This is a genomic window from Solimonas aquatica (assembly GCF_900111015.1).
GTDB classification, from domain to species: Bacteria; Pseudomonadota; Gammaproteobacteria; order Nevskiales; family Nevskiaceae; genus Solimonas; species Solimonas aquatica.
This window is the reverse complement of record NZ_FOFS01000016.1, coordinates 42,157-56,485: the sequence shown is the minus strand read 5'-3', so window position 1 is coordinate 56,485 and position 14,329 is coordinate 42,157. Positions and strand designations below refer to the sequence as shown.

Sequence of the window (14,329 nt, the reverse complement as noted above, 5' to 3'; positions counted from 1 at the left end):
AATGTGCTGCGGGCGCTGGCCGCCGGCGCGCGGGTGCCTGGTCGACAGGCGAGGGAAAGGAAAGCCGCCCCGGACGCGGGCCGGGTGCCAACAAGGTTCAGGTATGCACCGCACGGCGCTGCTGCGGCGAGCCCGGCTTCTGGCGTGCGCAGAACCGGGGGGCGGTTGCGCGAGTGGAGCGGATATCGGTGGTCTTTTTCCGGGCACGAGGCGCACCCCCTGATCGGATCGGGCCGTTCCCCTATCTGAGCGATAACAAAGGCGTTACGGCTCGGCGATGTTACGTCGGGTACAGGGACGCGGCTGGCGCTGCGGGCGATCCGCGCGGCATAGGCGCGGGCCGCGAATCGCGCTGACGCTGTGCCCATGCCCAAGACGGCCCAGGCCGTGATGCGTGGAGGAATGGATCACATGTTGCACAAGATTACGGTGCGTTATTCGGATGGCACCGAAAAGCGTCTGAGCGTTTCGGAGGATCAGACGATCCTCGAAGCTGCAGAGGCCAGTGGGGTGCCCATCGTCAATGAATGCCAGAGCGGCATCTGCGGTACCTGCGTGGGCAACTGTACCAGCGGCAGCTACGAACTAGGCCGCACGGAGGGTTTGAGCGAACAGGAGCGAAGCACCCGTAAGTTGCTGGCCTGCCAGGCCCGGGTGCGTTCGGATTGCGTGATCGAGCTGGCGTACCCGGCGAACGCCAATGCAGCGCGGCTCGTCGCTGGCGAGGCCATGCTCGAATCTGTCGAGCTGGTGTCCAATTCGACCGCCATCCTGCGGATAGACGCCTCCAATCTTGGTGAGAAGCTGAGCTACCAGCCCGGACAGTTTGCGCAGCTCATGGTACCCGGCACCGGGCTGTGGAGAAGTTATTCATACGCGCACGTCGCCAACGACGAAAATCGCCTGGAGTTCATCATCCGTCTGCTGCCACAAGGCGCGATGTCGGATTATCTGCGTCTGCGCGCGCGTGCCGGAGATCGGATCCAGTTACGGGGCAGCAAGGGGCGCTTCTATCTGCGCGAAGCCACGCGCCCGGTTGTGCTGATGGCTGGCGGTACCGGACTGTCGGCGATTTTGGCGATCGCAGAGCAGCTGAGCCGCGATGGCTGCACACAGCCGGTTCATCTGTATTACGGGGTCTCCCGGTACGAGGATCTTTGCAAGCTTGATGCGCTGAAAAAGCTTGGCGACGCCTGCCCGGGCCTTGCCCTGCATACGGTCGTTGCCGAGCCTGACCCCCGCTGGAAGGGGGCGACCGGCCTGATTACGGATCTGCTCGACGTCGGCGACCTGAACGGTGGCGATGTGGATGTCTATCTCTGTGGGCCGCCGGCCATGGTGGAGGCGGTACGGCGATGGTTTGATGCGCGTGGGATGCACAACATCACGCTCTATTACGAGAAATTCGTGCCCACTGGCGTCAGCGCTGCCGCGCATGAACCGCTGCGTCTGGATACGAAGGGTCTGGACTATGGCGAGCTGCGCCGGCGCGGGCTGGGCACTGCGGTTGTTATCGGCGGCAGCATAATCGGCATGGCAACGGCCAAGGTGCTGCTGCAGAAATTCGAACGCGTCATCGTGCTGGAGAAGGATAGCGGACATCATCGTATGGAGGGGCGCCCCGGTGTGGCACAAGGCTGGCATCTCCATCATCTGCTGATCGCGGGCCAGCGCATGCTTGAAACGGTGTTCCCCGGCATCATCGACGACATGGTGCGGGCAGGCGCCTTCAAAGTGGACATGGCCGAACAGTACCGCTTGTACATGGCTGGCGCCTGGAAAAAAGTCTGCAAGAGTGGGATCGAGATCGTCTGCGCCGGCCGCCCCCTGCTTGAATGGTGCGTGCGGCGGCGACTCGATCGCGAAGCGCGCATCGAGTTCCGCTATGACTCGGAAGTCCACGACCTGATCTACGACAAGGCCTCGAATCGGGTGCTTGGCGTCGGCGCTTCCATCGAAGGCCGCCTGCAGCCCGTCGCTGCGGAATTTGTGGTCGATGCATCGGGCAAGAACACGCCGATCCCGCAGCTCCTCGAGCGTATCGGCATCGGTACGCCGGAGGCGGAACGCGACAGCATCAACTGCTTCTACTCGACGATGCGGCACGCGGTCCCGCCGGAGCGGCAGTGGCGGGACAAGGTCATGGTCATCTGTTATGCGTACCGCCCGCATCAGGAGCACTACACGGCTCAATATTACACAGACTCCAGCCGGACGATGCTGTCAACATCGCTGGTCGCATATAACTGCTATTCGCCGCCGCGCAACGATGAGGAGTTCCGCGAATTCGCCAAGCTGATGCCGAATACGGAAGTGGCGCGCAATCTCGAAGGCCTGAAGCCCATCTCTCCGGTCTACAACTTCCGCTACCCGGACATGGTGAGGCTGCACTACGAAAAGATGAAGCACCTGCCCTCGGGGCTCGTCGTGGTCGGAGATGCTCACGCCAGCGCCGATCCGGTCTCCGGTGCCGGCATGACCAAGGGTTTGCTGGAACTGGCCGAACTGAGAGCGCTTCTGGAAAGCGCCGACTTCGGCAGCGAGTCCTTCGTGCATCGCTACAACCGCAGGATCGGAAAGATAGGGGACCTGGTCTGGTTCGTCGTGCGCGAACAGAACCTGCGTTACCCATGGATTCATCAGGTTGATGCCAAGCGCCCGTGGTATTTCCGCGCCCTGACCTGGTACATGGACCGGCTGACGGAGTTGTCCCACGACGACATGGACGTCTATCGCCAGTTGCTCTCGGTCGTCCATTTCGTTTCGCCACCGGGCAGCCTGACGACGCCGTATATGGTTGCCAGAGTGCTCGGCAAGTGGCTCGGCACCAAGCTGCGTTTCAAGCGCACGCTGATCGAGCGAAATTTCGGCGAAGGACGCAACGGCGAATACCACGCGCCAGCGCCACGGGCGCATCCGGGGCCGGATGTGGCGATCAGTGACGTCACGACACCCAACTGACCGTGTGAGGTCCGTACCGGCTTCCCGCGCGCCGGCAACACGGACAGGCGGACCGCTCTCCTGGATACCCGTTTGGGGATGCTGTTGTCCCGGATCGGGGGATGGCCGAAAGAGCGCAGCGTTGTGAAGCTTCCCCAATGAAAACCGTGGGGACAGATCACATGAAGAGGCTGATGGAAGGCAAGGTGGTGCTCGTGACCGGGGCGGCCATGGGGATAGGGGCGGCGATCGCCCGGGCCGCGGCAGCTGAAGGCGCCGCGCTGGTTCTGGGTGACATTGCCACCGGGGCGCTTGAGGAAACGGTCGTGGGGCTGAGGCAGTCGGGGGCGAGAGTCGCCTGGGATTTCTGCGACGTTACCCGCCAAAGCGAGGTTGACGGGCTCGTAGCGCTGGCCGTCCGGCACTTCGGCGCTCCGGATATCGTCTATGCCAACGCGGGGGTGGAGGGACCGCTCGGGTCGCCCGCAGACTGTGCGGAGGACGCCTTTCTTCGCGTGATCGATATCAATCTCAACGGAATCTTCCGGACGATCAAGGCGACGCTGCCAGCCATGATCGAGCGCGGCAGCGGCTCGATTGTGGCGACCGCGTCGGTGGCCGGCTTGGTCGGTGCTGCGGGCCTGCCAGCCTACGTCGCCAGCAAGCACGGTGTTGTCGGACTGGTGCGTTCAACCGCAATCACGGTGGCGAAGACGGGTGTGAGGGTCAACGCCTTGTGTCCAGGCATGGTCGAAACCGCGCTGCTCGAACGCCTGATCGAAACCGATCCCTCGATCCGTCAGGGCTTGCTGGCGCTCAAGCCGATGGGGCGTCTCGGGACCACCGACGAAATCGCGGCGGCGGCGATCTGGCTGGGCTCCGATCAGTCCAGCTTCGTCACCGGTCACGCACTGGCCGTTGATGGCGGTTACGCGGCGCAGTGAGCCCAGCGCTGCAGCGAGGCGCATGGATACGGGGGGGAATATGAAGAACGTTGAGCTTGCATCGGATGGCGCGGCGGAGCTGGTGCGCGGCTTCCTCGGTGCCTGGAGAGAACGGGATCTCGATCGTCTGGTCGGTTTTTTTGCGGATGCGGCTGTCTATCACAATGTGCCGGTCGAACCGATCCGCGGAGTCGCCGGGATACGGCATGCCTTTGCCCGGTTTCTGGAAATGTTCGAGCGGGCGTCTCTCGACATCGTCAATATCGCATCGGACTCGAATCTGGTTCTGGTTGAGCGCATCGACAGATTCGTGATGCGAGACGGGCGTGGCATCGAGTTGCCGGTAACCGGCGTTTTCGAGGTCGCCGATGGAAAGATCGTGCGCTTCAGCGATTATTTCGATCTGGGGGACTTTCAAAGGCAGAGCGGCCTGTCTCTCTGATCCGGACCGGGTGGACGAGCCGCAACTGCGAACGCTCCTGCTGCCGACATTCTCCAAAAAGCCAGGATGCGCGTATATTTGCACATGCTATGAGAACTCACACCCAGCGAGTTCTGGAGGATGACTTGCTGGAAAACGCCACAGAGGCGCTGGAACACGAGCGCCTGCTTGCGCACTTAAAGCGAGCCGAGCACGAAATCCTGTGGATACGTGTCATCGGCATGCTCAGCTGGCTTGTGGTGCTATATCTGCAAGGGTATGGACTCGAGCGAGTGCTGGTATGGGGAATCTACGCATGCGGTGTGTTCTACACCGCCTGGTCATACTGCAGCGCGCGGCGGGCGCACAACATTCAGCGCACGTCCGCAATCACGACCGTTGGCGACCCCTTGGCGGCGTTTGCGATCTGTTTCGTGACCGGCGGGGTCAGCTCGATTTTCTATGTGTTCTTTTACTTCACGCTACTGGCGACCGCGTTCCGCTTCGGTCTTCGCAAGCTGATCGGGATTGCGGTGTTCAATGCGCTGCTGGTGGTGGTGTTGTATCTGTCCGCGCCGGACTCGGATGCCGAACTCAAGACCCTGTTGGTTGCCCTCTACTATCTTGGCATCGTTACCGCCATGGCAGCGATGCTGGCCAACTGGGCGCGCCAGAATATCGTGCTCGTGCAGCAGCAATCTCGCTCACTGTCACAGGCCAGCCAGCGCCTGAGATGGCTGCTGCACCGCTTGATCAGTGTCGGGGAAGAGGAAAAGAAGAACATCGCGCATGAGCTGCATGACCGGATGAGTGGTCGCATGTTCAATTTGCGCCAGATTCTCGAACGGCTGAAGCGTGAGGTGGGGGAGCGGCCGGAGACGCAAGCGCATCTGGACATGCTGGCCGTTGAGATCAGCGAATGCACACGTGATGTGCGCAACATCATGAATGAGCTGCAGCCGACGGTTCTGGAGGAGCTTGGATTCTACGAGGCTGCCGTGGAATATCTGATGAAGCTGTCGGACATCGTGTCATTCAAGTTGAAAGTGCACATCGATGCGTCTCTGCATGGCTGGCGTTCAAAGCATGATGCGGCGCTGTTCAGGATTCTGCAGGAGGCGATACTGAACCTGCGCAAACATGCCGATCCGCGGCACGTCGAGGTGCGGTTCATTCCGAACGGTGAAGATGTGCTGTTGACGATCACCGACGATGGTGCTGGATTCGATGCAGGTAATGTCCCCCTTGGGCACTATGGCCTGATGGCCATGCGCGAACGCGCCAAGGCTCTCGGTGGCAACATGACCATCCTCAGCCATGGAAATGGCAGCGGAACCAAACTCACCGTCAGACTTCCGAGAAGAGCACCCCGATGAATCAGATTCGCGCATACCTGATCGACGATCATCGTGCTTTGCGTGAGGCGGTCGCGACGATGCTTGATGCGCAGTCCGACATCACCGTCGTTGGGCAGGCGGGCGACGCCACGGCCGGCATCGTCGATATTGCCGCGCTGCGACCCGATATCGTTGTTCTGGATCTCAAGCTGCCTGGCCAGAGTGGCATGAGCGCGATCGGCCAGATACTGGCCGTATGCCCTTTCACCAAGGTCATGATCTTCACCATGTACGACAACCCAGGCTATGTCTGGGCGACGATGAACGCCGGCGCCACCGGCTACGTTCTGAAAAGCGCGGCCAGCGAGGAGTTGCTGCGCGCGGTGCGCGCCGTGGCCGCAGGTGGTGGTTTCCTGCAGGCCGAGGTGACGATGCCTTTGCTGAAGAGACTTGCCCGCGAGGCGAAGCTCGCGGATGAAAGCGGCGCCTTGAGCAGCCGCGAAATGCATATCCTCGAATCGCTTGCCGCCGGCAAGAGCAACAAGATGATTGCGCGCGATCTGTCGCTCAGCGAGGACACGGTCAAATCGCATCTGCGGCGCGTCTACGAAAAAATCGGTGCGGCTGACCGTGCGCACGCGGTGGCCATAGCCCTGCGCATGCAGATCATCGAATGATGGTGGTGGCGAGCTGACGGGGTAATGCAAACGATTTCTGCATCGCCCCGTTAGTTATCTGCTGCCAGACGCCCCCGAACGGACTCCGCCATTCACCCGATAGCTGTATGGATCGGGGTCGCCGCGGCCTTCACCATCAGGACACTGCAAAGGCCGCCGGGGCGGCCAATGTGGGAATCTCCTCCACATGCCGACGGTAGCGCTTATGCCCGTCGGCTTTTTTGTGCGCGCTGGAATTCCGGCCGGATTCACCCGAAAGGGTCGAGGCCTTGCTCATATTGCGTGATGGTCGCGTTCCGGTGCGCAAGACAGGATATCCGCTCTCACCCCGGCCGCTGCGCTCGCAGACGGCGGCAGTGCGAACAAATAGAAACGGAGCGGGCGGACGCTTATGGACGGAGACGGGCAGGTCGGCAAGGGTCGATTCGATGAGCGCGCCTTTCGCGCTGAGGTTCGCGAGTTCTGCGCCAATGGCATTCCCGATGAGCTGGCGGAAAAAATCCGCCGGCATGCATATTTTTCAAAGGAAGATCGTGTGCAGTGGCAGCGCCTGCTGCATGCGCGCGGCTGGTTCGTCGGTGACTGGCCGGTGGCCTATGGCGGTGGCGGATGGGGGCCGGTGCAGCGTCTGGTTCTGATCGAGGAGTTGGAGCGCGCCGGCACGCCGTGGCTGACACACTTCGGCTTCAGCTTCGTTGGTCCGGTTATCTACACCTTCGGCAGCGAGGCGCAGAAGGCACGCTACCTGCCGGGAATTCGCGAATCAAAGACCTGGTGGTGCCAGGGATTCTCGGAACCTGGCGCCGGGTCCGATCTGGCTTCGGTCGCGACATTCGCAGAACGCGATGGCGATCACTACATCGTCTCTGGCCAGAAAACCTGGACGACGATGGCGCAGTGGGCGGACAAGATGTTCTGCCTGGTCCGTACCCAGCGCTGTGAACGCCGGCAGCAGGGCATTTCGTTTCTGCTGATCGACCTGCGCAGTCCGGGTGTCACGGTGCGTCCGATTCAGACCATCGACGGCATCCGGCACGTCAACGAGGTGTTCCTGGACGCGGTGCGTGTGCCGGTTCAAGACCGCGTTGGAGAGGAAGGCGATGGCTGGAAGCTGGCCCGCTTCATCGTCGGCCGCGAACGTCTGCTGGTGGCTGAGCTCGGCAAGGCGCGCCGTCTCTTGGATCGACTCACCGCGCTTGGACTCGAACTCAAGGACGGCGACCTCCCGCTCGGGGAGACGCCCGCCTTCCGCCTGCGCCTGGCACAGCTTGAAGTGCAGTTGCACAGCCTTCGGACCTCGGCTTACGCGATCGCGCAAGACATGGAGCGAGCCGGCGGCGCCGAAAGCGATGCATCGCTGCTCAAGATTCGCGGCTCCGAAATGCAGCAGGCCATTCTTGATGCGGTGATTTCAGCGCTCGGGGCGACCGGTCTGGCATTCCAGCCGGAAGCGATTCTGGCTGAATTTGCCGGCGAAGTGCATGGCCTCGAGGAAGCGCCCGCGCTGATCTTCGATCATCTCTACAGCCGCGCGACGAGCATCTATGGCGGCAGCAATGAAATCCAGCGTGGCATCGTCGCCAAGGCGCAGCTGGGGCTATGAGCATGGACGCCGATTTACTTGCGATGCTTGAAGACGGCGTGGCCCGCTTCAGCCGCGAGCGCTATTCCCGGGCGCAGTGGAAAGCCTATGGTGCGGAGCCGGACGCTTACCGCTTGCCGGTTTGGCGGGAGATGGCCGAACTGGGGTGGTTCAGCCTGGTTCTCCCGGATGAGGGTAACACTCATCCCTTGCTGGCCAATGTGCTGCCACTGTTCAAGGGCGCCGGCGCCGCCCTGTGGCGGGAGCCCCTGCTGGGTGTGCTCGCCGAGTCCGCCAGCCTGTTGCTGGACGCCCGGCACAGCGGCAGCGACGACGGCTTGCTGGACGCTATCGTCGAAGGGCTTGCACGTCCCGCGTTTGCCGATCGCGAGGCCAATCCAGCGTCGCGCGATGGCCTGCTGTCCACGGTGGCGGCGGCCGAAGGCGGCGCTTATCGCCTGAACGGCGAAAAGACCTGCGTGCCGGCGGCGCTGACCAGCACCGGGCTGATTGTCAGTGCCCGTATTGCCGGCACCGATGAGCCGGCCTCCTTCCTGCTGCTGCGCGACGAGCCGGGCGTGACCCTGCGGCCCTATCGCACGCTGGATGATCGCGGTGCGGCGGCAATCCGCTTCGAAGGCGCACGTGCACGCCTGCTGGTACGTGGCGAAGCGGCACTGCGACGCGCCCGCGCCCGGGGGGCGGCGCTGGCGGCTGTCGAAACCGCCGGCTTGCTGCGCAGCGTCGTGGATGCCACGGCCGATCACATGCGGCAGCGTCGCCAGTTCGGGCGGACGTTGAGCAGCTTTCAGGTCCTGCAGCACCGCCTCGTCGATATGTACCTGCATTACCGCGAGTCGCTGGCTCTGGCGCACAGAGTGGTGGAGGCCGTGGACCGGAACGAAGCTGATTTACCGCGACAGTTGCTGATGGTGCGCGCGCAGATAGCGGCGGCTGGTCGTTTCGTTACCCAGCAGGCGATTCAGTTGCACGGCGGCATGGGCATGACTGACGAATTGGCGGTCGGCGATTACTACAAACGCGTCCTGATGCTCGAAAGCTTGTACGGCAGCGCCGACTGGGCGCTTTCCCGCATGGCGGCATGAGCGCTTTACCTTTTACCACCCCACCTTTCGGAGGCAGCAGCATGAGCAGCGCATTCGATGCGTATCGGCACATCAAGTTCAGTCGGCGCGGACGCATCCTGACCGTATCCCTGGATCGGCCCGATGCATATAACGCCGTCAACGGCGAAATGCATCGCGAGCTGGCGAACTTGTTTCATGACGTGAACAAGGATCCGGAGTCCGACGTCATCGTGCTCACCGGCAGCGGTCGCGCATTCTGCGCCGGCGGCGACTTGAAGTGGTTGCAGGCCGCAATCGACGAGCCGTCGATCTTCGAGGAGATGACCCGGGAGGCGAAACGCATCCTGTTTGGCCAGCTCGAAGTCGAGAAGCCGATCATTGCCCGCCTGAATGGTGCGGCAACCGGACTGGGCGCGTCGCTGGCGCTGTTGAGCGATGTGATCTTCGCAGCCGAAGGCACCGTGATTGGCGATCCGCATGTCTCGGTAGGACTGGTCGCCGGTGACGGCGGCGCAATCATCTGGCCGCAGCTGGTGGGTTTCGCCCGCGCCAAGCAATACCTGTTGACCGGCGATCTGCTGGACGCGAAAGAAGCGGAGCGCATTGGCCTGATCAACCGTGTGGTGCCGGCAGACGAACTTGACGAAGCGGTCTACGGCTTCGCAGAGCGGCTCGCCGCTGGCGCAAGCAAGGCGATCCGCTGGACCAAGATCACCACCAATCTCACGCTAAAGGCGATCGCCCACCAGATCTTTGATACCGGCCTGGCTTACGAAGCGCTGTCGAATCTGAGCGCGGATCATCAGGAAGGCATTGATGCATTTCGCGAGCGCCGCAAGCCTGTCTACCGGGGCCGTTAGCACGCTGCGGACGGAAGGGGATTCGGGCAATGAGGAAACTGGACTGGGACACACTGTCACGGCAGATCGCGCCGGTGCCGGATCTGTCATGTGCATCCATCGACGAGACCATTCTCGACAAGGCAAGACGCTGGGCGCAGCGGGATCCGCAGCGATGCGCCATTCGTGACAGTGCAGGGGCATGCCGATCGTATGCGGAGCTGCTGGCTGATGCCGAGTGCCTGGCGGCATCGCTGTGGGCCTTGGGGCTGCGCCCCGGCGACGTGCTGAGCTTCCAGCTGCCTAACTGGTCTGAAGCCGCCGTCATCAACCTTGCTGCCTGCATCGGCGGATGGGTGTGCAATCCGATCGTGCCAATCTATCGTGACGCCGAGGTGGCCGTGACACTGGCTGACTGCCAAAGCCGGATCTGCTTCGTTCCCGGCCAATGGCGCGGCTACGACTATGCAGCGATGGCGGAACGCATTTCCGCAGAGCTCCCGGAGTTGCGTGCGATCGTGCGTGTGCGAGACCCCCGTGGTGGCGGGCTGTCGTACGAGGCGCTGCTCGAACAGGGCAGGGGTCTTGCGCCGCCGTCACCGGAGCGTTGTGCCGACGCGGTGAAGTTGATCATGTACACCTCGGGAACGACAGGGCGTGCCAAAGGTGTGCTGCACTCCCATCGCTCGCTGCCTGCGGCGGTGCTGCGTGCCGCCACGCGTTGGGGATTAGGGCAAGGCGACCGTGTGCTGATGCCGTCGCCGGTGACTCATGTCACCGGCTATTGCTGCGGTCTGGAGATGCCGTTCGAACTCGGTACGCAGACCGTGCTGATGGAGCGCTGGGATGCGGCGGAGGCTGTTGAGCTGACGCACGCGCTCCGCATCGATGCCACGGTGGGGGCCACGCCATTCCTCAAGGAGTTGCTGGAGCAGGCTGAGGCCGCCGGATCGAGCCTGCCAAGCTTGCGCGTCTTTGCCTGTGGGGGTGCGGCAGTGCCCCCGGACCTGGTTCGCCGCGCCAACGCCACGCTTGCCGGTCGTACATTCCGTGTTTATGGCATGACAGAAGCGCCGCTGATCACCTTTGGCATCGCGGCTGACGCTGATGCGGAACTCGCAGCGGTCACCGATGGATGCGTGAATGGCTATGCCCTGCGGATCGAGGATCCGGTGGCTGGCGGCGCGGCGGCGCCTGGCACTGAAGGTGAGATTCTGGTCCGCGGCGCCGGTCTGTTTCTCGGCTATGCCGATCCGGCTCAGACCGCGGAAGCTGTGACTGACGATGGCTATCTTCGCACCGGCGATCTTGGTGTCTGCGGCGAGCATGACACCTTGACGATTACGGGCCGAAAGAAAGATCTGATCATTCGCGGCGGTGAAAATATCTCAGCCAAGGAAATCGAGGATGTATTGCACCGGCATCCGGATATTGTCGAAGCGGCGGTCGTGGCGATGCCGGACCATCGTCTCGGTGAGGCGGTATGCGCTTATGTGATCGCACGCGAAGGTACGGCGCCGACGCTGGATGAGATATGTCGCGTGGTGCAGGAGGCCGGGCTGGCGCGACAGAAATGTCCTGAGCGCCTTCAGCGCGTCGAAGCATTGCCGCGCACGCCGTCCGGCAAGATCCGGAAAGACATCCTGCGCAGATGGATTGCCGAAGCAGGTGGCGGCTGCTGAGCCCGGCATCGCATTGAACCCGAAAGAGACGGTGAGTCCACCGATCCGGGCGATTGGTACTTCGGAAGCCCTTTGCCACAGTAGGCGAATATCAAAGTAAAAAAACGGGCGTGGCTGCAGGAACGCCCGACTGAATCATCAGTGCGGGATATCTGGAAGAGAACTCGTGAATTCAATCCGATTCAAAATCGCGGCATGGATGATGCGGCACCGTCTCGGCGCCGGACTGTTCTTCGTGGCGGTGACGCTGTTCTTCGCGGTTGGTTTGCGCAATGTTGAATTGAAGACGATCTTCTCCGATCTTCTGCCGGAAGACGACCCCTTCGTGCAGGTGTACAAGGATCATCCCGGATTTGGCAGCCCGCTGACGATTTCGGTGATGGTCAAGCGTAAGGACGGCCAGGACATCTACAACGCCGAGACGCTGCGTAAAGTCTGGAACCTGACCCGTGATATCGACCTGACGCTAGGCGTCGACCACGACAAGATCCTATCGATCACGACGACCAAGGCACGCTACGCGGAGGCAACACCTGCTGGCATTGAATCCCAGCCGCTGATGGGCGATCACGTCCCGCAGACGGGCGACGAGATCGCCGAGTTTCGGCGTCGGGTCGACAAGGCCCCCGGTGCGCGCGGATTCCTGATTTCAAAAGATCATACGGCGACAATCATAGAAGCGACCTTCATCGAACGCATTCTTGATTATGGTGCCGCCTTCCGCCACGTACAGAAGCTGGTGGAGTTGGCACGCGACGAGCACCACAACGTCTACCTTGCCGGCCAGCCGGCACTGACCGGGTGGGTGTATCAGCTTGAGTCGCAGATGTTTGGCATCTTTGCGGTCACGCTCGGCTTGCTGGTGCTGGCACTGGCACTGTACATGCGCAACATCGTTGGCGTGGTGACGCCGATTGTCACCAGCCTGGTTGCCGCCATCTGGGGCTTCGGCCTGACAGGTTGGCTCAAGTCGCCGATCGAGCCCTTGCTGATGATTGTGCCCTTGCTGCTGGTGGCGAGGTCATTTTCGCATTGTGTGCAGTTTACGGAGCGCTACTACGAGATCTATGCGCACGTGCGGGACAAGGTGAAAGCCGCCGAGATCACGATGGGCTGCATGATGGCACCGTCGGTGCTGGGCATCTTCACCGATATCGTCGGCATCTTCGTGATAGCCATTGCGCCGATTCCGGCAATGGATCGCTTCGCGCTGTTCTGCGGCTGGTGGGCGGTATGGCTCATCCCCACGGGTGTCGTGTTGATCTCGCTGCTGCTGGCCACGCTGCCGGCGCCGCGCAACGTCGAGCGATTGGTCAGCAGTCGGTCGTCGGCATTTCAGCGACGTTTCCAGGCTTTTCTGGCGGGAATTGCACGTTTGACGTTTGGCAGGCCGGCGCTGCTCACGGCGGCCGTTGTCGCGGTCGGTGGCATATTCGCAGTGTACACCGCGCTGCAGATCAAGATCGGAAATCCCGTCGAGGGCTCTAATCTGCTCTGGGACGATTCCGAATATAACGAAGCGGTGCGGCAGATCAACAAGCACTTTCCCGGCGTCAATACACTTGAGATCGTTCTCGAATCGCGCCATCCGGATGACAACACCCGCCGCACTGCGCAGCAGGCACACACTGCGCAAACGATGGCGATGCTGCAGGTGCTGATGGAGAGCGGCGACGCACCGCCGACGGCGACGCGCTCGTATAACGACTACATGATGGGTGCCAACAGCCTGTTCCAGGGCGGCAACACCAAGTGGTTGCCGATCGATCCGGATGATCGCCACGTACAGGGCGCCTCACGCGCGGCTCTGACCGGTGGCAGCCCGAAGGACTTCAGTCAGGTTGTTGATTTCCAGATTCAGAACAGCACCGTGTCGTTCTGGTATCCGGACAACAAGCAGGAAACCGTCGACGCAGCCCTGGCCGCCGCCGGGCGAGCAGTCGCGCTCGTCGGCACCGAACATGATGATTTCATCGTGCGTCTGGCCACGGGCACGATTCCGCTTCAGCAGGCGATGAACCACGTCGTCGAGCGCTATCACTGGATCATCATCGGCTTGCTCAATTTCATGATTCTGCTCGGCTGCTCGTATGCCTACCGGTCGTTGCTGGCCGGCCTGCTACTGCTGATTCCGGTGAATCTGACCAACTTTGCGCTGCAAGCCACCATGCACCTGCTCGGCATCGGCCTGGATATCAATTCGCTGATGGTTGCGGCCATCGGCGTGGGTGTTGGTATCGACTACGGGATCTATCTGCTGTCGCGCATTTGCGAGGAATACCATGCCAACGATGGCGACTGGGGGCTTGCAATCACCGCCTCGCTGACGACCACCGGCAAGGCGATCATGTTTACTGCGGTGATCATGCTGGCTGGCATCATTCCCTGGTACTTCCTTTCTGGCTTGAAGTTCATGGCCGACATGGGGCTGATGCTGGCGATGATCATGTTGATCAACATGATCATGTCGCTGGTGGTGCTGCCACTGCTGGTATGGCTGCTCAAGCCAAGCTTCGTCGGCCGCAAGGATCTCTACATCGGCGAAGGCGTTGACCTCTCGGCGTATACCGCGGCCGATGGCGGCCCCGCTGCACGAGCGCAGACCAAACCCTCCGAGTCGCAGCCGGCATCCGGCCAGATCAGCCGTGCGGCGCCGGGCGCGTCTGTATCACGGGACGCTATGAGCCCTGCGGAATAAGGCGTCGCTGGCAGCCAGCGGAAACAGTGTTGCCGCCCATTACTGGAAATCAGATCAGAGGAGATCGATATGCACATCAGAAAGTATGACTTCAATTACTCACGACGCATGTTCATGGAAA

The 14,329-nt window shown here is 61.9% G+C and carries 10 protein-coding genes; all 10 read left to right on the top strand.

All coding sequences use genetic code 11. The annotated features are described in order from the left end of the window. Positions 1 to 402 precede the first annotated feature (402 nt). The 10 genes from BMY12_RS17905 to BMY12_RS17860 all read left to right on the top strand — a co-directional run bounded on the left by BMY12_RS17905 (position 403) and on the right by BMY12_RS17860 (position 14,208). Positions 403 to 2,961, top strand: coding sequence for an FAD-binding oxidoreductase (locus tag BMY12_RS17905; protein ID WP_093289180.1), 2,559 nt, complete (start codon positions 403 to 405; stop codon positions 2,959 to 2,961). A gap of 161 nt (positions 2,962 to 3,122) precedes the next feature. Continuing rightward, a complete protein-coding gene (locus tag BMY12_RS17900; RefSeq protein WP_093289247.1) occupies positions 3,123 to 3,884 on the top strand; it encodes a glucose 1-dehydrogenase in 762 nt (253 codons plus the stop codon). Positions 3,885 to 3,924: 40 nt separating this feature from the next. After that, on the top strand, positions 3,925 to 4,326 hold the full coding sequence (locus BMY12_RS17895; RefSeq protein WP_093289246.1) for a limonene-1,2-epoxide hydrolase family protein: 402 nt from the start codon (positions 3,925 to 3,927) through the stop codon (positions 4,324 to 4,326). A 125-nt stretch (positions 4,327 to 4,451) separates the two neighbouring features. Beyond that, the gene (locus tag BMY12_RS17890) at positions 4,452 to 5,681 is read left to right on the top strand and encodes a sensor histidine kinase (RefSeq protein WP_177189061.1); all 1,230 of its coding nucleotides are present in this window, start codon (positions 4,452 to 4,454) and stop codon (positions 5,679 to 5,681) included. Further along, on the top strand, positions 5,678 to 6,319 hold the full coding sequence (locus BMY12_RS17885) for a response regulator (protein WP_093289177.1): 642 nt from the start codon (positions 5,678 to 5,680) through the stop codon (positions 6,317 to 6,319). The genes BMY12_RS17890 and BMY12_RS17885 overlap by 4 nt, the downstream gene beginning before the upstream one ends. 391 nt (positions 6,320 to 6,710) lie before the next feature. Further along, positions 6,711 to 7,922, top strand: a complete 1,212-nt coding sequence (locus tag BMY12_RS17880) for an acyl-CoA dehydrogenase family protein (protein ID WP_093289175.1) — start codon at positions 6,711 to 6,713, stop codon at positions 7,920 to 7,922. Then, positions 7,919 to 9,007 (top strand): acyl-CoA dehydrogenase family protein, encoded by a 1,089-nt coding sequence (locus BMY12_RS17875; protein ID WP_093289174.1) that lies wholly within the window; start codon positions 7,919 to 7,921, stop codon positions 9,005 to 9,007. Before BMY12_RS17880 ends, BMY12_RS17875 begins: the two co-directional genes overlap by 4 nt. Before the next feature lie 41 nt (positions 9,008 to 9,048). Next, a complete protein-coding gene (locus BMY12_RS17870; protein WP_093289172.1) occupies positions 9,049 to 9,849 on the top strand; it encodes an enoyl-CoA hydratase/isomerase family protein in 801 nt (266 codons plus the stop codon). 29 nt (positions 9,850 to 9,878) lie between these two features. Further along, entirely contained in the window at positions 9,879 to 11,510 is a 1,632-nt protein-coding gene (locus BMY12_RS17865; protein WP_093289170.1) for an AMP-binding protein, read from the top strand. A gap of 166 nt (positions 11,511 to 11,676) precedes the next feature. Next, positions 11,677 to 14,208, top strand: coding sequence for an efflux RND transporter permease subunit (locus BMY12_RS17860; RefSeq protein ID WP_093289169.1), 2,532 nt, complete (start codon positions 11,677 to 11,679; stop codon positions 14,206 to 14,208). Positions 14,209 to 14,329 lie beyond the last annotated feature (121 nt).

What these genes read in the sequence shown, in the direction of transcription:
- BMY12_RS17870 (WP_093289172.1), top strand. Translation starts at nt 9,049, where the DNA reads ATGAGCAGCGCATTCGATGCGTATCGGCACATCAAGTTCAGTCGGCGC.
- BMY12_RS17895 (WP_093289246.1), top strand. Translation starts at nt 3,925, where the DNA reads ATGAAGAACGTTGAGCTTGCATCGGATGGCGCGGCGGAGCTGGTGCGC.
- BMY12_RS17900 (WP_093289247.1), top strand. Translation starts at nt 3,123, where the DNA reads ATGAAGAGGCTGATGGAAGGCAAGGTGGTGCTCGTGACCGGGGCGGCC.
- BMY12_RS17875 (WP_093289174.1), top strand. Translation starts at nt 7,919, where the DNA reads ATGAGCATGGACGCCGATTTACTTGCGATGCTTGAAGACGGCGTGGCC.
- BMY12_RS17865 (WP_093289170.1), top strand. Translation starts at nt 9,879, where the DNA reads ATGAGGAAACTGGACTGGGACACACTGTCACGGCAGATCGCGCCGGTG.
- BMY12_RS17905 (WP_093289180.1), top strand. Translation starts at nt 403, where the DNA reads ATGGATCACATGTTGCACAAGATTACGGTGCGTTATTCGGATGGCACC.
- BMY12_RS17885 (WP_093289177.1), top strand. Translation starts at nt 5,678, where the DNA reads ATGAATCAGATTCGCGCATACCTGATCGACGATCATCGTGCTTTGCGT.
- BMY12_RS17880 (WP_093289175.1), top strand. Translation starts at nt 6,711, where the DNA reads ATGGACGGAGACGGGCAGGTCGGCAAGGGTCGATTCGATGAGCGCGCC.